Origin of the sequence: Vibrio sp. 10N.247.311.14, from assembly GCF_041467715.1 — a bacterium.
Taxonomy (GTDB): domain Bacteria; phylum Pseudomonadota; class Gammaproteobacteria; order Enterobacterales; family Vibrionaceae; genus Vibrio; species Vibrio crassostreae_C.
This window is the reverse complement of the sequence record NZ_JBFSVE010000033.1, coordinates 1-20818: the sequence shown is the minus strand read 5'-3', so window position 1 is coordinate 20818 and position 20818 is coordinate 1. Positions and strand designations below refer to the sequence as shown.

The window sequence follows — 20818 nt, the reverse complement described above, 5'->3', positions numbered from 1 at the left end:
CTATATAGGTCATTTCGCGACAGTTCTTCGCCTTGTTTCGAGAGACTGGTTAAAAACCAAGATTGGTTCAAATAACGAATTCTCTTAAGCCATAATCAAGAGTTAAGCACTCGTGTTTACATTTCGAGTTAACCGAACCGCTTTCTTTGCGCTAGATTAAGCTGAGATAAGATAGGGTAATAACAGAGCTTGCATCTTTACTCTCCCTAGTTACCATAGCCCCATTAACATCCCCCATATTTTGAAGGTTGCTATGAAAGCAATTAAGACTCTTTTCTTCCTGATGGTTTTATTGAGCGGTCTGTTTACCGCTTGGCTGTTTATTCCAATTCCAGCGACCATGGACAAGCAAACGCTCGACGTTCCATTAACGGAACCATTCAAGCTTGTTGCGTATCGCAGCAACCCGAATGATGCGAGCAAGCCGCTGACTTACCACTACTATGTGATTTCAGATGTGGTTGGTGTAGACGACATGGACCCATTCCTGATTACCACGGACCAGTTCGTGAAGCTTGGCGAATTCGACGAGAACACATTCAACCTTACGGTTAACGGCAAGATTGATAGCTACACCAACGATTTGTGGATCAAGAAATCTGATGGCAAGCTTCAACACTGGTACGTGAGTATTAACGCGAACTATATTCGTTAAAATCGAACTGCAATAAACCTCATTTTAAAACTGCGCTTTGGCTTCCAAGCGCAGTTTTTTTTTCTAGCAACACCCTCCACTTATCCCGACCCGTTCGACATAAACTGCATTGCCTACTTTTGATTCACTGCTGCCCTTGCTCTCAAGGTGTTATAAGCTCTTTAGATACGATAAGCTCAGACCATGCTCGACGCCCAATAAATCAAAATAATAAAGGATCACCCGTGGAATTTACGCTCGACAAATTTAACGGCATCATCATTGACCCAGCAACAGCCCCTCACGATGTTGACTCATTCAATGCCGAACTCAGCGAGATCACCGAATTTTCAAAGCAGAATAGCAAAGGCATTATTTGGATTAGCTTACCTATTTCACTCTCGCACCTTATTCCGGTGGCGACTGAGCTTGGCTTTGTGTTTCACAACTGCTTAGAAGACGAGATTACGCTGATCCACAAATCCGAGATTGTAGAGTTTGTGCCTTTCATTCCGACCCACACCTTGGGTGCTGGTGCGTTAATCACTAACGAACACAATCAAGTTCTGATGATCAAAGAGCACGGCATGACGGGCTACAAATTACCGGGCGGTCATATTGAGTTGGGTGAAGGCATTGAAGAATCGGTGGTTCGTGAAACCTTGGAAGAAACCGGTATCGAGGCAACGTTCGTTTCTGTGGTTGGCATGGCGACAAGACACCCGTATCAATTCGGTAAATCAAACCTCTACTTTATTTGTCACCTTATCGCTCAAACTCAAGAAATTGCGATTCAAGACACTGATGAAATTGCAGAAGCTAAATGGATAGATGTTGAAGAATATATTAACAACCCCGACAGCTACCCGTTTAACCGCCAATTGGTCGGCTCTTTGATAGGCAAACAAGGATTAGAACTTACCCAACTAGAAGGCAACTATGGCCCGAACCATAAGCCAGAGATCTTCTTTTCGAAAAACTAAAGCGATTCAAACATAAAAACGCCAAGCTCATAAGAACTTGGCGTTTTGCTTTTCATTTTACTTATATTGTTTAAGCCATCTCGTTGCTAGTGACTTCCTAATTAGACTGTTCTAGAACCTATCTATTTTAGAAAAATCCTAGTGGGTTAGTATCGTAGCTGATCAACAGGTTCTTAGTATTTTGGTAGTGATCGAGCATCATCTTATGTGTCTCACGGCCGATGCCCGACTTCTTGTAACCACCAAACGCGGCATGAGCTGGGTAAGCGTGGTAGCAGTTCACCCAGATACGGCCGGCTTCAATGTTGCGACCCATTCGATACGCGAGGTTTGCATCACGCGTCCACACGCCTGCACCCAAGCCATATTCGGTATCATTGGCTATCTCGAGTGCTTCTGCTTCATCTTTAAACGTCGTCACCGCGATAACAGGACCGAAGATCTCCTCTTGGAATACTCGCATCTTGTTGTGCCCTTCCAACATTGTTGGCTGGATGTAATAACCATTACCGAGATCATCAGATTGCTGCGCAACTTCGCCACCTATCAGCACTTTCGCACCCTCTTGACGACCGATTTCAAGGTAACTCAGAATCTTATCGAACTGCTCTTTTGAAGCTTGTGCGCCAACCTGAGTATCAGTATCTAGCGGGTTACCTTGTTTAATAGTTTGAGCACGCTCGACCACCTTGGCGATGAACTTGTCGTACACCGATTCATGGATCAGCACACGTGATGGACAGGTACACACTTCACCTTGGTTGAAGAACGCCAGCAACATGCCTTCGACACACTTATCAAGGTATTCGTCTTCATGGTTAAAGATGTCTGGGAAATAGATATTTGGAGACTTACCGCCAAGCTCAACCGTTGATGGAATCAAGCTTTCAGCCGCACATTTCAAGATGTGGTGACCGACTTCTGTCGAACCGGTAAAGGCCAATTTCGCTAAACGATCGCTGGTTGCTAACGCTTGACCCGCTTCGTTACCAAAACCATTGACGATGTTGACTACGCCTGCAGGTAGAAGATCAGCGATCTTCTCCATCATCACTAAGATCGATGTCGGTGTTTGCTCCGCTGGCTTCATCACAACACAGCAACCCGCAGCCAGTGCTGGAGCCAATTTCCAAGCCGCCATTAAAATCGGGAAGTTCCAAGGAATGATCTGCCCCACCACACCGATGGGTTCTGGGAAGTGGTAGCTCGCGGTGTTTGAATCTAGCTCGGCTGCGCTGCCTTCTTGCGCCCGAATACAGCCTGCAAAGTAACGGAAGTGGTCAACAACTAACGGGATGTCTGCCGCTAGAGTTTCACGCACAGGCTTGCCGTTTTCCCACGTCTCCGCCACCGCGATTTCTTCTAGGTGCGCTTCAATGCGATCGGAAATTTTAAGTAGGATATTGGAACGTTCTGTCACACTGGTCGCAGCCCAACTAGCACGAGCCGCATGCGCCGCATCGAGTGCCAAGCTAATGTCTGCCTCTGTTGAACGTGCCACTTGGCAATACACCTGACCATTCACTGGGGAAGTGTTATCAAAATACTCGCCGCTGACAGGCTTCACCCACTCGCCACCGATAAAGTTATCGTATTGAGCTTTAAAGTTCACCACTGCGTTGTCACTACCCGGCTGTGCGTAAATCATAGTTAGATCCTTCTTCGATTTGATATTCGTTATTGAGCTAGAGCTGTCTTATTTTTGTGGCGGCTCCCCTTGAGAAAAGAACTCATGGCGAGACGCCCATGTTTATGCTTTCTGTTTAAAACACTGATACTTCGTGTTTTCTTCACAACAGTAACAACGCAAATCACACGCCAGAACTTCAAAACTTGTTGTTAATAAATTGTAAAACTATGATTACCAAACGTTTACAACCCAAAGTGAGTTGGCATTGAACGGACGTATGGAAACCACTCCAGTGTTCAACTGTTCCAAATTGGTACACCCTCACTGTTACGACATGGAACAGTCATGCACCTTCAACAAGCAAACACCTCAGATTGGCTTTCGTCCTCTTGGCACCGCAGCACAGAAGCGGGTCTAAAACAGAGACGACTTCCTGAAGACATTCGCCTACCACAATCGATTCTTAAGCAGCGACGTCATCAATCGGCTGACTTGATCCACATCGTCGAACGCAATGCGCTGCCTTTGTTTAATCAGATGTTTGCTCGTACCGACAGTCGTTTGATTCTGACCGATATTGAAGGGGTGATTCTGGCGAGTTGGGGACAGGAGCGGTTTAAGGAGAAGCTGACATCAATTGCACTCAGCTCAGGAGCGTGTTGGCAGGAACAACTTAAGGGCACCAACGCGATTGGCACCGCGATTGTTGAAGCTAAACCCGTGACCATCATTGGTGAGCAGCACTTCATCCACCAGCATCGATTTATCAGCTGTTCAGCAAGCCCTGTGTTTGATCACCAAGGGAACATGGTTGGCGTATTGGACATTACCAGTGAGCAGCAACAGCACGACAGTTCGGTGCAGCTACTGGTTCAAAATATGGTTCAGCTTGTTGAAAACCAGCTACTGAGCCACATCCCACAAGGCACCACTCGCATCGACCTCGCATGTGAGAAATCGTTATTACACAGTGGTTGGCAAGGGATTGTAATAGCCAATGAAGCTGGGGAGGTGGTGGCACACAATCAGGTCGCCTCTCAACTATTGGATCAAACCTCGATCGTCGGTGAGAGTATCGATACCCTCTTCAACCGAACCTCATTAGACACGCCTTTTGTATTTGAGAAACAACACCTCAAACAACCAACCACCAAACGCACGCGCTCCATTTCAGCATCGTGTGATTTGCACCATGGCGAGCAACAAATCGAACACGCTTGGCAGCAAGCCAACAAGGTAATCGATAAAGGGATCAGTTTGTTGATCTTAGGAGAAACAGGAGTTGGCAAAGGCGAGTTTGTTAAAGCGCTGCACAAGCAAAGCCAGCGTAAGTCTTCGCCCTTGGTAGCGGTAAATTGTGGCGCGCTGCCTAAAGACCTTATCGAATCTGAACTGTTTGGTTACGCGCCGGGCGCCTTTACGGGAGCAAGCCACAAGGGCTTCCAAGGTAAGATCCGTCAAGCAGATAAAGGGATTCTATTTCTAGATGAGATCGCCGACATGCCTTTAGAAGCTCAGTGCCGACTACTGCATGTTCTGCAAGACAAATCCGTGGTGCCAGTTGGTTCTAATCAAAGCTATCAAGTCGATTGTCAGATCATCGCTGCAACTCACAAAAACCTCGAGCAGTTAGTCGCAACAGGTGAGTTTAGGCAAGACCTGTATTACAGACTCAATGGCTTAGCCTTCACCTTGCCAAGCCTACAACACCGACAAGACAAGCACGCTTTAATCGAGCACATTCATCGTAAATACGCCGAAGACGAACAGACAATCTGCCCGCACTTGATGAGCTTACTGTGCGCCTATTCTTGGCCGGGTAATATCCGCGAATTAGACAACTTACTTAAGGTTGCTGCTCTATTAGCAAGTGATGAACCCCAACTCACACTCGAGCATGTGCCCAGCCACCTTGCTCAACATCTCACGTCATTAGCACACGATAATCAGCACCAGCTAATGACTTCTAATGCCATAAAAGGTACAGCGAGTAACGATTTAAGAAGCACCGTTGAAGAAACCTTGTTGCAAACTTATCAAGCCAACCAAGGCAACATAAGTAAGACTTCGAGAATACTCGGTATCAGCCGCAACACCATTTATCGAAAATTGAAAAGCTTGGGAATCCTCCAATAGGAAGATGAACCTAAGCTACTCAGAACCCAGCTCCACAAGTTGATTGAGCACTTCTTTATCCAATACCGGGTGATGCTTACTCGCTAGGATCAGCACAATATCGACCGAAGGCAACGGCGGCATATCATCAAGAATTTTCAAATCTGAAGTCACGCTTAGCTTACCCATCGCACCAATCGCTAATCCTGCTTTCACGATTGCACGCTGCGCTGAAGCGGTATTGCTACACGCCAATAACTGATAAGGCGTGCCCTGCTTGGTTAAGCCATTCACTGCCGCGGCGTGGTACTTACAATCGGTCTGAAACAAGGCTAATGGCACTGGTTTAGACTCATCGAACACATAATCAGGGCTGCTTATCCATACTCCGATATCATGAGTGAGCCAGTAACCCTCTTCACTATCGGGCGCTCGGGTGACAATCGCCGCATCAAGCCTGCCGTCATCCAACCACTCTCTCAGCGTAATGCTGGGCAGGCTGAATATTTGGATTGAACAGGTGGGTTCTGCTTTCTGCAACAGGCGAATCACTTTCGGCAGAATGGTGTCATTGTAGTCTTCAGGGCAGCCGAGTCGCAGAGGTTGTTTGTCTCCGTAACGCTTTACTTGCTTAAGTGCGGTATTGTGAAGGGCGACCAACTGTTCGGCATGAGATCGCAGCGCTAAGCCAGCTTCAGTCAGTATTAAATTACGTCCTTCTTTCTGGAAAAGAGTGACGTTGAGTTCTTCTTCCAACTTACGCATCTGAGCACTGAATGCCGATTGGGTGCGATTTATCTGTTTCGCTGCACGAGTGAAACTACTGGTTTCTACAAACGCGAGAAAGCCTCGCAAAGCATCAATATCCATATTGAAATCACCACCCATCGTTTTTGTTAATGTATTGCATCAAAATTATCCGTTAGTGCGCCGCAATACAATCCCCTAATCTCAAATGCATGCCCACCAAACGCAAGGAAGCAACGATGCAGCTTTATATTGGAAACCAGAACTACTCAACTTGGTCACTGCGCGCATGGCTAATATTCGACAACTACAACCTGAATGCAGAAGTCATCAAGCTCAAGCTGTTCACCTCTGATTTTTACGACACTCTGGCGAAAGTGACGCCAACGGCCAAGGTTCCAACCCTAGTTGATGGTAATGTTGCGGTGTGGGATTCATTGGCGATTCTCGAATACGTTAACGATGCCTATTTGGACGGTGCAGCGTGGCCTAGCTCAGTGAAAGAACGCGCCCATGCCCGAGCAATTTCCGCCGAGATGCACTCTGGGTTCTTTGCCGTCAGAAATGAAATGCCGATGAACTGCCGCGCACAACGAAAGCTCACACTGAGTGAAGACGCACTGAAAGACATCGCTCGTATTGATGCAATATGGTCTGCACAAATGGAACAATACCCAGAGGGATGGTTATTTGGTGAATGGTCGATTGCCGATGCGATGTTTGCACCCGTCGCATTGCGCGTAGAAACCTATGGAATACAACTTTCCGAAAAGGCATCGCAGTATCAACAACGTGTGCTTAACAGTCCATCAATACAAAAATGGCTGGCAGAGGCAAGCTTAGAAACCGATGTGGTTGAAGAAGATGAGGCGGGCAAGCCAGTATAAAATACAAGACACCCTTCCAAAGCTCACTAGTCTGTGAGCTTTTATCTAAACCTTATTAATTTGGTCGATTGTGATCGCCTAATCACAATGTGCAGATGTGATTGTTTATATTCAAAGAAATTCAAATAGTTAAGATAAACATCATGTTACGAGCAACGATCGCATTACTCAGTATTACTAGCTTCGCCGTATCTGCCAACGCCCATCTTCCTTCTGGAGAAGAGTGGCTCAACCATGCGACTGAAGGGCTTGCACCTTATTGGTTAATGCCTAGCGCTCAAGGAGAACCGGTAGGAAACTTCCCTACTTTCCGCTGTGATGACGGTACCTTGCTCGATGTTTCTGATGTGTGCCATGAACTAAACAAAGGCTGGATCACGCCACACTTTGGCAAAGAGTTTACGCGGATGAAGTCACGTCAAACTTATGCCTATGGCGTGCTCTACCACCTTAGTGGCGATAAGCAGGCTTTAGCGCTTGCCAAGCAAGGAGCCTACTACATCATTGATAAGCTAGAAGATAAGCAAAACGGCGGCTTTATCGGCTACACAAAAGAGGGAAAAGTAGGCCAAAATTGGCAGCAGCGTACTTCTCAAGATCAAGCGTATGCATTAGTTGGCCTTGCCATGTACTACTACCTGACTCAAGACAAAAAGGTAGAAGAAGCACTCATCGCACAACAAGCTTTTATCTTTGATAAATATCGACTTAGCGACAACAGCGGTCTTGCTTGGGTACTTGCGGATGGTGAAGATGGCAAAGCCACACAGCGTGAACTGGTCGCGCAACTTGATCAGATTAACGGTTACATGCTGTTAGTCGCTCCCCTGCTAAAAGAGCCCACCAAGACAAGATGGCTTGATGATCTAAGTTGGCTGACACAAACCATGGTCGAGCACTACCACTCTGAAGATGAACAACGCTTCTACGGGGCCATTCACAGCAAAGCCACCAAGATGCCGAATGCTAATCACAACGATTTTGGGCACACCATCAAAGCGTATTGGATGACTTACCTTACAGGCCAAACATTGAATAACTCTGAATGGAAAGAGTTTGGCATCAAAGGGATGAAACACACTCTCGTTCATGCGCAATATCAGAAAAATTTCGTGAGTGTATCCCAATATTATGGCGAAGAACTTCAGAAAGCGTGGAAAGGACAAGAGATAACTGGCTGGCAAAGCAGACCAAACACAAATTGGGCTTCATCATGGGAATGGGCGGAGCTTGATCAAGCAGCCATGACGGTTTCGCTTGTCGATGATTCAATGAAAGACGTCCTGCAATACACCCTACCCACTTTTCATGATGTATGGGTCGACCATAAATACGGCGGTGTCGGGCTTGAGCCAAAACGCACCAAAGCTTTCCATTGGGGCAACGGTTATCACCAGTTTGAACATGCGCTGATTGGCTATCTATACGCACAGCAAGTTGACGCGAAGCCAGCAGTATTGCATTACGCAAGGCCGACCAACAGCGAGATGCCAATGGAACCGTATTACTATCAAGGCGATGTGGTGGAGCTATTGAATAAAGATGACGGAACGCAGAAGGTCAGTTTCAATAACATTCGACCTTAGCGTTGGTTATTTGTTCTAAATGGACTTGAGATTCAGGGCTACGGGGAATGGACAAGGTCAAAGAGTTAGCACAATAGTGATGTCGCAGACCAAACAAAAGCCGCTGTTGATCAGCGGCTTTCTTGATGGAGATAAGCGGAGGTTAGTTGTCCAACCCTTTAATTGGGTTCATCGAGTGATAAACGGTGTTCACGTCACCAGTCATCGACAATGAACTCAAGTCATCAATGAAGAAACGGCTGGTCATTGTGTGCTTACCGCCATTGATAAAGATTTCGATCACTGACTTATCAACATAAACCTCGATGGTTTGCTTGGTGCTCAACCTCGGTGCTTTTCTCACTGAGCCAAACTCTTCCGCGTAGAGCTGAGACATCTTACTGCGATCAAGCATGAACTCCTTTTCTGTAGCACTGAACACGATGTTATCACCCGCAACGTTAGCAAGTGTAAACTCAAACTCGTCAGTATCAGTTTCGAGCTCAACCATGAAGCTGGTTGTATCCAATTCAAGAGCATTTTCAACCACCACAGCTTCACCCTGTAGCGCTTTCAATTCAGGTAAAGCAGACTGAACAAGATAGCCATCTTGGATTTGAAGTTCGCGTGGTAACGACAACATGCCCGCCCACTGATACTCATTAGATGGTGTATTAATCTCAGGCAGACCAATCCAAGCAATCAGAATACGGCGGCCTGTATCATCTAAATAAGTCTGTGGTGCATAGAAATCGAAGCCATAATCTGGTTGCGCAATATCTTGGTGGTTTTCCAGTTCTACCGAATCGAGATTTAGGCGGTCACCGACGATATAAGCCACCGAGTAGATATTTTTGAAATCGTATGGATTTTCGCTAGACACACCTTGTGGAGAAAACAGCATCACCGACTGATTCTCTATTTCAAAGAAATCTGGGCATTCCCACATATAGCCAAGGTTGTTGTAACGAGTTTGAATTGGACCTTTGTGCTGCCAATTCATCAGGTCTCGGCTGCAATATAGCGCCATAGAGCCAGTATTTTGAGGCGTTTGAGCACCCACAACCATCAGATAATCGCCGCCCTGTTTCCACACTTTTGGGTCTCGGAAATGTTCGGTGTAGTGATCGTTTTCGATAACCACGCCGTGCTTTTCTATTTTGCCGTCAGCAGACATCTTGGCAAAACATTGAGTTGGCACTCGCAACCAATTTCCATCGCGCTTGTTACCTGTAAAAAACAACAATGCATTGTCGTTTTCAACCAATGCACCACCAGAGTAAACACCGTGAGAGTCGTAATCTTGGTCTGGGTGCAAGCCAATGCCGTGGTCTTCGAAATGAACGAAGTCTTTGGTAGAAAGGTGGTACCAGTACTTCATACCATGGACGGGGCCAACTGGCGTCCATTGGTAAAATAGGTGGTGTTCACCATTAAAGAAACACAGACCATTCGGATCATTAAGCAGACCAAACTTAGGCGCAATATGGTAGCTTGGATAGCCAGAGTCTTGTTTGCGAAGCTCTACCATCGCATCAATACTCTCTAGAGAAATATCTTCTATACGGCGATATCTTTGCTCTACTGTCCAGTTCGAGTTCAAACTCATACACTCTCCTCTACGGCATTCGTATTTGAAGAGTCTTTTTGAATAAACTGAGTAAGAGCTTCTTGCGTTGGAAGTGCGGTCATTGCGCCTTTTTGCGTGGTCGCCAGTGCACCACACCCATTCGCCCACTGAATTGCAGAATCGACGACTTGTTGATTGTTCCACTCATCATCTTGAGAAAGCTTTGCAAGCAAACCGCCAACAAAAGCATCGCCTGCACCCGTGGTATCCACTGGCGTCACTGAGCGACCTGAAATCAACACACCTTGGTTTTCAAATACTCGCCAAACGCCTTTCGCGCCCTGCGTAACCAGAACAAGCGTGTTGTTAAGATCTGCAATGTTAGCCAAGCCTTGTTCCATCGAAGTTGAATCGGTTAAGAAGTCCAGTTCTTCTTCTGAGAATTTAACCACATCCGCCAACTCAACCGCTTTCATGACCACAGACTTAATTTCAGATGGGTTTTGCCACACTTCATCACGAAGGTTTGGATCGAAGCTGATGTAACCGCCCACGGCTTTCATGCGTCGGATGGCTTCGAAGGTGCTGCTTCGGCTTGGTTCATTAGCCAAAGAGATCGAGCAGACGTGTAGCCACTCGTTTTTCTTAAATTCGGGAATGTCTTCAACAGACATAAACTGGTCGGCACTTGGCTTAACCATAAACGTAAAGCTACGCTCGCCTTGGTCATCAAGAGCGACCACCACGGTTGACGTGCGTTGTTCAGGGTCCTTCACCAAGCGATCGGTATTCACACCTTCCTTTTGCAGAGTCACTTCCATAAAAGTGCCAAACGGATCGTTACCCACTCGGCCAAAAAATGCGCTTTTGCCTAAAAGGCGAGAAATCGCTACCGCGACATTAGCAGGCGCACCGCCCGGACATTTCAATAATGTCGCGTCAGTCTCCGGAATGAGGTCGACGACGGCGTCTCCAGTTACCCAAACTTGATTCATCTTTCTTACCTTAAAACTGAAAATCATGACAACCGAAAGCGATGGCAATCGAAAGCAGTAGCAACCAAAAGCAAGGTGACACTTCACGCTGTCATGTAAAAATATAAAAAGGCTAGCTAAGCCAAATCACCTAGCTAGCACCCCAAAGCTTAGGAAATGAAGTGAAAAGGGGGGCTTCACTTCTAGGGAGAAACGTTAAGCTGTTGCTTTAATGTTTTGCTTGCTGCGCTCGCGCAGACCTAAAACAACGGTCAGAGCAAAGGCAGTCACGAACGCGATAATCATACCTACCACGTAGTAGCCAATCTTTTCTGGTGATATTGAGATGATGCCAGGAATACCCGCCGCACCCAGTGCTTGTGCTTTCACATTGAACATCGTGATAAACGCGCTTGAAATCGCAGCGGCACAAACCGCAGCAATGAATGGATAGCGAAGCTTCAAGTTCACACCGAACATTGCAGGTTCAGTAATACCAAGCAAGCCAGTCACACCAGAAGGAATCGCGATACCTTTCATTTTCTTATCTTTACTCATGAAACCAACCGCCAGTGCCGCTGCACCTTGTGACACGTTAGACATCGCCGCGATAGGGAAGATAAACGTACCACCAGTTGTTGCAATATCCGCAAGCAACTGAGTTTCAATAGCAATAAAGCTATGGTGCATACCAGTAATAACAAACGGCGCATAAATCAAACCAAACACCGCACCGCCAATGAAGCCAGCACTGTTGTATAACCAATTTAGGCCGTCACCAAGCAGGAAGCCGATATCACGAGTAAATGGACCAACAATCGTGAATGTTAACAAACCAGTTATGAAAATCGCCAATAGCGGCGTTAGCAAGTTATCCAGAACCGAAGGAATAACTTTACGCAGCCCAAGCTCAACTTTCGCTAGAATAAACGCAGAAACAAGAACGGGTAGTACTGAACCTTGATAGCCTACTTTCTCGATTTCGAAACCTAAAATGTTCCAAACCGGAATGCTGCCCGACACTGATGCGCCACCGAAGCCCCAGCCGTTAAGCAAGTCTGGGTGAACCATCAACATACCTAAAGCCGCGCCAAGGTATGGGTTACCACCAAACTTCTTACTCGCTGAAAATGCTAATAAAATAGGTAAGTACACAAAAGGAGCATTAGCAAATGTATTGATCATGTTTGCTAAGTCGGTCAAACCCGGATTAGCGTCGATTAAAGATTTGCCATCAATGAATAAGCCTTGAGCCGTCAATAGGTTGTAGATACCCATCAACAAACCACCAGCAACAATCGCCGGAATGATTGGTACAAAAATATCAGACAGGCCTTTCACCGCGCGTTGCAGGATATTTTGGTTGTCAGCACCTGCAGACGCCACATCGTTGGTCGACATTTCCGTCATTTCAGTCAGCTTAGCCAACTCAGCATAAACTTGGTTTACGATGCCTGAGCCAAAGATGATCTGATATTGACCTGCCACTTTAAACTGGCCCTTAACCCCTTCTAGGTTATCAATCGCCTGTTCATCAATTTTATCTTGGTCTGCAACCGCAAGACGCAGACGAGTCGCGCAGTGTGCGAGTGCGGTGATATTACTTTTACCACCTAATAGAGAAAGCAGCTCTTTTGCTATTTTTGGATAATTCATTACATACCCCATTGGATTATCATTTGAGCTTTTGAATTTTCGGGAACGTTTGCAAAACAAATTTTTGCCTAGAAATAACAAATGATCAAAGATAACTGCTCAATAGTGTGAGAATGATCTTCAAATTATCTCCCTAGGATAAGAAGACAGGGTTAAAATCCCCTAATAACAGGTAAATTTGATGCTCTGTTTGCAAACAATCCCAAAACTAAAATTACAATTGGATAATGAATAATGGCTAGTCTTCATGATGTCGCTCGTCTCGCTGGAGTTTCCAAGTCGACGGTTTCAAGAGTAATCAATGATGAGTATGGCGTAAAAGACGCGACCAAGGTGAAGGTGCGTAAAGCGGTTGAAGAGTGTGGCTATCTCCCAAACCAAGTCGCTAAAGACTTAAAGTCCCAAAAAACCAACCTGGTTGGCGTGATTGTTCCTAGGGTTTCTTCCCATGCCACCTCTCAGGGTGTCGATGGTTTAACCGCCGTATTAGAGCAAGCGGGCAAGCATGTATTATTAGCGAGCACACACCAAACACACCATAAAGAACTTGAATATATTCAGATATTTAACCAGAAGCGTGTTGAAGGAATCATCCTGTACGCGACCCACCTCGACAACCAATTAGTCAAAGCGATTCAAAGCTCTGCCGTACCCGTGGTATTGGTTGGTCAAGACGGGTCAATGTTTAACATCCCAAGCATTGTGCACGACGACACTCGCGTAGGGTTTGAAGCGGGTAATCGCCTCATAGCGAAAGCTTGTAAGCATATGGGATTCATCGGTGTGCAAGGTGATGATATTGCGGTTGATAAGATGAGATCGGAAGGCTTCGCTCAATCGCTTCAATTTAACGACCTCACACTGCAATTTCACGCCCGTGGCGACTTCACCATAGAATCAGGTTACCAACTGGCGAAGCAGTATCTCAAGGAGCACACCAAGCTCGACGGCCTATTCTGCGCCACTGACCGTATCGCAATCGGTGCGATCAGAGCAATTCAAGAAGCGGGCCTCGTTCCAGGAAAGGATGTCTTGGTACTCGGCGTGGGTGATGATGAACTTGCTTCAGTATGCACACCAACGCTGTCTACGTTTAACTATGCGTTTGATAAAGCGGGAGAAAATGGAGCCAAGCTGCTACTCGACCGTATTGAGAAAAAAGGCTTTGAAATGAGCAAGATGGTGTTGACCTTCACCACTATTGACCGAGAGTCTTGCTAGCGATTTATTTCAGAGATCAGGTTATCCCAAGATAAAAAATGCCAACCTTCGAGTTGAAACGATAAGGTTGGCATTTGGTGATGCGACTATCACATCATGAGTAACACTCTCTATCTAAACGATATATCAAGCAATTAGAACCAAGTTTCCATCTGCAGTGCAAACAGAACCTCGCCGCCCTCTCCCATCGTTGCAGCATCTGCTTCAGTGCTGATCGAGTAACCATTTAGGTCTTCACTCCAATCCACATAGCTCACAGCGAAACGCAGTTCTGGTCGGTCAAAGAAACCAGTGCTAGTTGAAAGCTTGAGTGTTGGTGCAACTGTCGCTTTGTAGAAACCGCCGCTCGCTTGCTCTGTCGAGTTGTCTAAATCCATGTATTGCAATGAACCTTCGTAAACCATCTCAAAGTTCTCTGTGAACTCTTGAGCTAATCGAACGTTTAAAGAAGCCCATGTGAACTCGTCATTCTTCTTCAAACGGTCTTGGCTATGCTCTGCCATTAATGCAGGTGCTAAGCGCCAGTTGTCGCCAATGCGAGTGACACCGTAGCTAAACAGGCGAACGGCTTTCGCGTCATCCAGTAGATCACCATTTGAACCGATGCCTTTTAGCTCTGCACCTAGGCCACTACCCACTAACATACCCGTTTTAGAGAAGCCTTCGCTCAGACCAAAGAAGTTGTCTCCATGGTACGCAAACATTGCGTGTACACCGCTTTCAGCTGCGCCATTTAGGCGGCTATCGTTGTCTGCTGAGGTCATACCGCTCAACATCACTTGCCATTGGCCAATACGGTTATTCATGGTTGCAATGTAGTTTTCTACATCTGTTGACGAGCTATCAATCTCACCAAAATCTCGGCCATAAATAGAGAAATTCGCTTTCCAGTTGTCGCTCATCTGAACGTCATAAACGCCCGCACCAGTACCTGATAAGAAGACAATATCCGAATCGAAAAAGTGAATATCAAAGTTGTCGCGATCGAATCGTTTACCCGCCCAAAACGTTGCTTCAGAAAACGCTTCAGATTCAGAGAACATGCTCAGACGGTTCAGTTCTGAATACACTTGTCGCACATTCAACTGGCTTTCGCTGGCAGTCCACTCGTTATTTGTCTCAGTACTGTCGGCCAACATGATGCGAAACAAAGCACTAGAGCCATCGTCTGCAAATCGCTTATGAATCAAGTTCGCTTCAACGTAATGATCATCTTCAACACCAAGACGTCCAATTGGAGCTCCAATGGCACCCGCCGCTGTCATGTAAGGACCAGTACCTGTCGCGCCGTTTAGGTCGTCGTTGATCAATAACCCAGAGCGAGCATAGCCGTGAAACTCAAACGAAGAAGCCTTTTCATTGGCCTCGGTAGAGACCTGCTCTGTTTGTGCAACCCTTTGTTCTAATTCATTAATACGTTGCTCTAATGCTGCAACGTCTTCACTTGCTAATACCGATGTAGTCATTAGCCCCATTGTTACAGCAACCGCTAAAATGTGTCGTTTCATTCTGATGTTCTCACGTTAATTGTTTTGGATTATTTGCAAACGTTCCCAAAACAATTCGTAAGCACATTTCGGCTTATACTTTTGATGTATAAGCTCTATATCGAAGAAGAAATAGAAATCAGTCGTGTTGATTACTTCACTTTTGTATCTGAGTGGATGATAGATCGATAATTTCGGGAACGTTACCGAAAATGCATAATTCTGATAACTTTGTCACAAGTGAAATTGATTAATGGGCGAAAAATAGTGTATCGCGCACATTAGATATCTCAGAAAAATAGAGAGAAAATCCAGTACGAGAATTAGGAAAGGCGCTAAAAAATGCAACAGGTTGGCTATAAAAATTAAAGCCTGAGAAGCGATTTTTCAGGCTTTAGAAAGGCGTTCATTGATAACAATAGGTCGTTTTTTGAAAAGTGTATGACATTAACTAACGTGACAGTTTATAGAAGAATAAAGCGTTTAAAAGACTACTTTCTCTTACCCTGCTCCACCAGCTTTTCGTTCCATGCCGTATTGCCGTCACGCTTAGTCACGTCATACTCTGAACAGAACTGAGAGATGGTCATGTTGTTGTCGCCAGTCGCCAATTTCAACGCCAACTGAACTTGTTGAAGCTTGCTTTGCAGTCGCAAGATTTGACCAGCATTTGGGCTTTTCTCTTTGGCGTATTTTAAAGCCGCATGCTTACGTTCTGCCGCGCCCGCTCGGCGATCTGCTTCTGATAACAGATACTTGAGTTGAGCAACATTCTTGCCTTTCTTGAAGGCAGGATCAAGCAACTCAACGCATTCATCAAACGATGGATCGATAACGTATGGGTCAACTTTATGAGCTTGTTGGCGCATCCATTCGAGTGCGAGTTTTTCATCTGACATAATTACATCTTTACCAAAGAAACAGCCCTATATGGTATCGCTCAATAGCAAACCGCTGCAATAACAAATTGAGTGACTTTACGCCTTTTTACACTGTGCCGATTGACTAATTTAACAATCACAGCTCCAATAGTTGGCTTTAACGCATCACAAACAGCTCTTCGTGGTAGTGCTTTTCAATATCAAATTGATAGGTGTCTAATTCTTTTTTCAGTGATGTAGAGAACAACTCCGGCCCGCAGAAATACATCTCGTACTCGTTGAGGTCGCCACATTGATTGACAATTCTTCCGGCGTTTAGCCGCGGTGAGTGCAAGGTATCTATCACGGTCAACTTCACACCAACCGCGTGTGCTAGGTGCCACAACTCATCGATTAATTGCTTATCAACACCGCGAGTACAATAAAACAGTTGAATACGAGGATGATCTCGTTCTGTTTTGAGCGCTTCAAGTGTTGCAAAAAACGACGCTATCCCGACACCACCAGCAATCCAAATTTGTGGCTTGCTTAGGTCAAAATAAAGTCGACCATAGGGTCCTTCAACCGTAACCGCATCGCCCGCTTTCACTCGTTCATATAGGCCATTAGTAAAATCACCTAGCTCTTTGATCAAAAAGCGCAGCTCTGGATCATCACTGCCAGAAACAATGGTAAACGGATGCGGGTCTTCATTACCGAAACGCAAGTACGCAAACTGCCCAGCTTTGTGACCTTGCCAAGATGCCTCCGGTTTTAACACCAGCTCCATCACTTCAGCTTGTGGAAAATAGCGAGTCGAGATAATCGTCGCTGAGTGACGATTACGACGCCCAACCAAGCCCAACAAACTGTAAATCGCTGCGATAGACCCAGCCAAAGCAAATGCCACAGTTAGATAATAAATAGGTTCTCCCCAATACGCTCGTTTAAGCAGGATTACTGAGTGGAAAGCGATAAACAGGTACGCAACCGACATCAGACGGTGCGACAATTTAAACGGTTTGTACTTCACTGCCGCCCATAGTGACGCCACCAGTAAAATGAGCAACAAGTAGAAGCCCCACTCGCCAATACTCTGAGCAATACCGCGTAATTCATTGACCCATAACTCCCATCCAGTCAAAACAGCTTGCGGCCCTGAACCATCGTGTCGAACAGGCTTATCTAACACACCAGACACCACCAATGACTTAGGTATTTGGTACCACAACCAGTGCGTCACACCCAGTGCAACACCACCGATACCGAGCCATTTATGGACTCGATATGCTTTATCCATACCTTTCAGCCAATTCTCAACCATAGGCAAACGCATCGCCAAGATCATTGTGATGGACATTAACACCAGAGACAAAATACCTGAGTACTGAATCATGGCTGAGCGCCATTCAAAGACATCGCTTGAAGCGAATAATTGCGGTTCCATCGCAAACCAAAAGGCTGACATTGTGGCAATCATTGCCCAAATGATATTGCGGACTGTTTTCATTTGTTAACACTCATAAAGACGACATCATTACTTTAGCTCCTGTGATGTAAAGGGACGTCAACGTACGTAAATCTATGCAAAGGATCTCGTTCATTGTGCTGTAGCAGAGATAAAAGAGACAAACTGCCCACGGCCAATAAGCGCTCTTTGATCGATAAAAGCGGATTCTTCGTACATATAAGTCCGTTAGTGAGCATGCTCGAAGATAACAATAAATGAGAAGAAGAGAAGATATGAAGGACATGACCCTTTCTAAACAAGATATCCAAACAATGAACCCGCGCCACCGCATTCGTTTGGTTAACTCCCTATCTGGATTTAAAAGCGCCAACCTAATTGGTACTTGTGATAAACAGGGGCTTGAAAACCTTGCGATAGTGAGCTCTGTCATTCACCTAGGGTCTGATCCCGCGCTGCTTGGTTTTATTGTTCGCCCAGATAAAAGCCGACGTCATACGCTAGAAAACATCCTAGAAACTAAGTACTTCACCGTTAACAGCATTGGTGCTGACTTTGTTAAAAAGGCCCATCAAACCTCGGCTCGCTACCCTAAACCAGTCTCAGAATTCAACGCGGTCGGCTTAACGGCCTATTATGACGACACATTCCCCGCTCCCTTCGTCTTGGAGAGCAGTTTAAAGATAGGGTTAGCGTTCAAAGAACAGATAACAATCGAAAGCAATCAAACGCAAATGTTGATCGGTGAAGTTATAACGATTCACGCACCCAAACGCGCCGTGATGCCGGATGGCTACCTTGATTTAGAAGCGTTGGATTTGGTCACGGTATCAGGGCTTGATAGCTACCACGTAACTCAAAGACTGCACCGATTAAGCTATGCAAAACCACAACAGCCACTCTTTCCACTCACTCGTGAAGGTAACCCAACTTCATGGGAAGCTTTCGAACTCAATCTAAACTAATTTTGTTCGGCAATTTGCTATCAAAAGTGCTAACGTCCTTTAATTCCAAGAGATGCATCTCACACAGGCGCATCTCACTGAGCACACTATTCATTCTTACGTCTGTTTCCAAGGACCCTTTTGAAGTTAACTCACTTTAAATACAAAACGCGCGAAGGCCCAGACTACCGACATGGCGATCAGGTGTCATTCATGGACATCAAACAAACCTTCGGTATGGGCAGCATTCGTGTGGGTGCTTGGGTGACGAAAGAAGAAAAAGAGTTGGCCGCAAATCTGATATTCGATTCGCTAGCCGACTTGGCTTACATCTTGGCTTTGCCACCAGAAGCGATTGGCCTTCGCGGCACATTAGGCTTAGCGTTCGGCAGTGGCGGCAGAAAAGGCGTACAAGCACACTATGCCCCGAACCAACGAGAATTAGCCCTCGCGAAGAATGCCGGAGCTGGCGCGCTCGCTCACGAGTTTTGGCATGCATTTGACCACTATATCGCTGAGAAAGCGTTTGAAATCGGCGATACCTCTGGCCCTCGCAAGCAGATCCTGTTCGCCAGCGACTGTTGGTTGCACGATAGAACGGTGCGACCTCATCCATTAAACGAAAGTTTGATGTCTCTGTTTGATGCCACACTGCTTAGCGACAATAACTTGGACAAACACGATTATGTGGCTCGCAGTGTGATTGCCGACAAAGCGATGTCTGCCCGTTACTTCTCACTACCCACAGAGATGATGGCGCGCGCTTTTGAATCCGTGATTGAATCGTGTTCCGATATCAAGAACGCTTATCTAGTGGATGGCACAACCAAGCCTGATATGTACCCCGTGTATCCTGATATGGCGCATCGCAAAGAGATTTATCAAGCGCTTCAAGGTTACTTCGCGCCGTTGGGCCGATCTTTAAGTAAATAGCATTTTGAGTCAGTAGCACTCTGCAGATTTACAGTGAGTGACATGTACCATAAGTTGATCATGTTTAATCTCTGATATAACATGTACAACAAGCGGGACATGTACAATAGTTAACTCATGAATGATTAACTATTCTGTATATATTGAAAGATTAAACATATCCAAAAACAACAGGGTAAATAAGTGATGAATATTGTTTCTTTTACTGAGGCCAGAAATAGCCTTAAGTCTGTGCTCGATAGAGTAGTAGACGATTCTGATGTTACGGTAATAACCAGACGAGATTCAGAAGATGCCGTGGTAATGTCTCTTGATCATTTTAATTCAATGCAAGAAACCTTGTACCTAATGAGCTCGCCTAAAAACGCTGAAAGATTGGCTGAATCTATTGCTCAACTCGAAGCCGGAAATACAACCGTTCGAGAATTGAATAATGACGAATGATCGAAAGATTGTATTTACAGATAATGCTTGGGAAGATTACCTATACTGGCAAACCCAAGACAAGAAAACGCTCAAGAAACTAAATAAGTTGATTGAAGCCGCCAAAAGAACGCCCTTTGAAGGGGTTGGAAAGCCGGAGCCACTAGTCGGCAACCTGTCTAGCTTTTGGTCAAGACGAATCGATGACAAGAATCGATTAGTGTATAAAGCAGATGACGATAACTTTTATATAATTGCTTGTCGTCACCACTATTAAAAGCAGTAAGCAGCACATAGAAAGGGCAGTAATGATCAATTGGCCATCTTTGGTAAAACTCGACGGTGATGATGAGCTTATTTACGTCGCGTCAGAACAAGATTTTCAGGCAGAATGCTCAGACATGATCTTGGGTGAAGATGATTACCTCATCGATTCTGAAGGTGACAGTTACGCACTTCAATCGAACTCAAATCAACTGTCGCTAGCGAAACGAACTGAGCAGTATTCAGTAGAAAGCGTGACTAAGCTGATACGAAATCATGAGTTCCAGAAAGCCGAAGTGTGCCTGATGAAGATCCACTTCCTGACGATTGAAGAAGCGATTCAGTCTTTGGCTTTTGAGCCACGTTAATAGTTCATTTAAAAGCTAATAAACGAAACCTGTTAATCGAGTAGGAGGAGGCCTCACGGCCTCCGTCCTCTCACACCACCGTACAAGCG

19 protein-coding genes are annotated in these 20818 nt (G+C 45.7%); 11 read left to right on the top strand and 8 right to left on the bottom strand.

Annotation, left to right across the window (positions count from 1 at the left end):
* Positions 1 to 253: 253 nt before the first annotated feature.
* Positions 254 to 655 (top strand): hypothetical protein, encoded by a 402-nt coding sequence (locus AB6F11_RS13325; protein ID WP_017061631.1) that lies wholly within the window; start codon positions 254 to 256, stop codon positions 653 to 655.
* Between the two features lie 224 nt (positions 656 to 879).
* Positions 880 to 1617, top strand: a complete 738-nt coding sequence (locus tag AB6F11_RS13320; protein ID WP_104216025.1) for an NUDIX domain-containing protein — start codon at positions 880 to 882, stop codon at positions 1615 to 1617.
* 127 nt (positions 1618 to 1744) lie between these two features.
* Here the strand turns inward: AB6F11_RS13320 and AB6F11_RS13315 are convergent, their stop codons facing one another.
* Positions 1745 to 3265 (bottom strand): aldehyde dehydrogenase family protein, encoded by a 1521-nt coding sequence (locus AB6F11_RS13315; protein ID WP_104216024.1) that lies wholly within the window; start codon positions 3263 to 3265, stop codon positions 1745 to 1747.
* Between the two features lie 327 nt (positions 3266 to 3592).
* Between AB6F11_RS13315 and AB6F11_RS13310 the strand changes: the two genes are divergently transcribed.
* Positions 3593 to 5383, top strand: coding sequence for a sigma-54-dependent Fis family transcriptional regulator (locus AB6F11_RS13310; protein WP_104216023.1), 1791 nt, complete (start codon positions 3593 to 3595; stop codon positions 5381 to 5383).
* A gap of 15 nt (positions 5384 to 5398) precedes the next feature.
* On the opposite strand, the gene AB6F11_RS13305 is transcribed toward AB6F11_RS13310, so the two are convergent.
* Positions 5399 to 6250, bottom strand: a complete 852-nt coding sequence (locus AB6F11_RS13305; RefSeq protein ID WP_104216022.1) for a LysR family transcriptional regulator — start codon at positions 6248 to 6250, stop codon at positions 5399 to 5401.
* A 98-nt stretch (positions 6251 to 6348) separates the two neighbouring features.
* Here AB6F11_RS13305 and AB6F11_RS13300 point away from each other — a divergent pair, with 98 nt between their 5' ends.
* Positions 6349 to 6996 carry a glutathione S-transferase family protein gene (locus AB6F11_RS13300; RefSeq protein ID WP_017069761.1) on the top strand — a complete coding sequence of 216 codons (648 nt, stop codon included), beginning with the start codon at positions 6349 to 6351 and terminating at the stop codon, positions 6994 to 6996.
* A 143-nt stretch (positions 6997 to 7139) separates the two neighbouring features.
* Entirely contained in the window at positions 7140 to 8582 is a 1443-nt protein-coding gene (locus AB6F11_RS13295) for an N-acylglucosamine 2-epimerase (RefSeq protein WP_104216021.1), read from the top strand.
* A 142-nt stretch (positions 8583 to 8724) separates the two neighbouring features.
* On the opposite strand, the gene AB6F11_RS13290 is transcribed toward AB6F11_RS13295, so the two are convergent.
* The 3 genes from AB6F11_RS13290 to AB6F11_RS13280 form a co-directional block, all read right to left on the bottom strand.
* Positions 8725 to 10170 carry a sucrose-6-phosphate hydrolase gene (locus AB6F11_RS13290; protein ID WP_017069759.1) on the bottom strand — a complete coding sequence of 482 codons (1446 nt, stop codon included), beginning with the start codon at positions 10168 to 10170 and terminating at the stop codon, positions 8725 to 8727.
* Positions 10167 to 11126, bottom strand: coding sequence for an aminoimidazole riboside kinase (locus AB6F11_RS13285; protein WP_104216020.1), 960 nt, complete (start codon positions 11124 to 11126; stop codon positions 10167 to 10169). The genes AB6F11_RS13290 and AB6F11_RS13285 overlap by 4 nt, the downstream gene beginning before the upstream one ends.
* A 195-nt stretch (positions 11127 to 11321) precedes the next feature.
* Entirely contained in the window at positions 11322 to 12761 is a 1440-nt protein-coding gene (locus tag AB6F11_RS13280; RefSeq protein ID WP_017064972.1) for a sucrose-specific PTS transporter subunit IIBC, read from the bottom strand.
* 234 nt (positions 12762 to 12995) lie between these two features.
* Between AB6F11_RS13280 and AB6F11_RS13275 the strand changes: the two genes are divergently transcribed.
* Positions 12996 to 13982: a LacI family DNA-binding transcriptional regulator gene (locus AB6F11_RS13275; protein ID WP_017067468.1), complete on the top strand. Its 987-nt coding sequence runs from the start codon at positions 12996 to 12998 to the stop codon at positions 13980 to 13982.
* A gap of 134 nt (positions 13983 to 14116) precedes the next feature.
* Here AB6F11_RS13275 and AB6F11_RS13270 read toward each other — a convergent pair whose 3' ends face one another.
* From AB6F11_RS13270 to AB6F11_RS13260, 3 genes are all read right to left on the bottom strand, one after another.
* Complete coding sequence (locus AB6F11_RS13270; RefSeq protein WP_102320859.1) at positions 14117 to 15490, bottom strand: carbohydrate porin; 1374 nt, start codon at positions 15488 to 15490, stop codon at positions 14117 to 14119.
* 470 nt (positions 15491 to 15960) lie between these two features.
* Positions 15961 to 16368, bottom strand: coding sequence for a hypothetical protein (locus AB6F11_RS13265; protein WP_102393975.1), 408 nt, complete (start codon positions 16366 to 16368; stop codon positions 15961 to 15963).
* 139 nt (positions 16369 to 16507) lie between these two features.
* A complete protein-coding gene (locus AB6F11_RS13260) occupies positions 16508 to 17839 on the bottom strand; it encodes a ferric reductase-like transmembrane domain-containing protein (protein WP_017064979.1) in 1332 nt (443 codons plus the stop codon).
* A 233-nt stretch (positions 17840 to 18072) separates the two neighbouring features.
* On the opposite strand from AB6F11_RS13260, the gene AB6F11_RS13255 reads away from it, so the two are divergent.
* From AB6F11_RS13255 to AB6F11_RS13235, 5 genes are all read left to right on the top strand, one after another.
* The gene (locus AB6F11_RS13255) at positions 18073 to 18762 is read left to right on the top strand and encodes a flavin reductase family protein (RefSeq protein ID WP_102393976.1); all 690 of its coding nucleotides are present in this window, start codon (positions 18073 to 18075) and stop codon (positions 18760 to 18762) included.
* Positions 18763 to 18882: 120 nt separating this feature from the next.
* Positions 18883 to 19674 carry a CLCA_X family protein gene (locus AB6F11_RS13250; RefSeq protein ID WP_102393977.1) on the top strand — a complete coding sequence of 264 codons (792 nt, stop codon included), beginning with the start codon at positions 18883 to 18885 and terminating at the stop codon, positions 19672 to 19674.
* A 186-nt stretch (positions 19675 to 19860) separates the two neighbouring features.
* Positions 19861 to 20118 carry a type II toxin-antitoxin system Phd/YefM family antitoxin gene (locus tag AB6F11_RS13245; RefSeq protein ID WP_017061616.1) on the top strand — a complete coding sequence of 86 codons (258 nt, stop codon included), beginning with the start codon at positions 19861 to 19863 and terminating at the stop codon, positions 20116 to 20118.
* A complete protein-coding gene (locus AB6F11_RS13240) occupies positions 20108 to 20374 on the top strand; it encodes a Txe/YoeB family addiction module toxin (RefSeq protein ID WP_102393978.1) in 267 nt (88 codons plus the stop codon). Before AB6F11_RS13245 ends, AB6F11_RS13240 begins: the two co-directional genes overlap by 11 nt.
* A 31-nt stretch (positions 20375 to 20405) precedes the next feature.
* Positions 20406 to 20729 (top strand): DUF4144 domain-containing protein, encoded by a 324-nt coding sequence (locus AB6F11_RS13235; protein ID WP_104216019.1) that lies wholly within the window; start codon positions 20406 to 20408, stop codon positions 20727 to 20729.
* Positions 20730 to 20818: the final 89 nt, after the last annotated feature.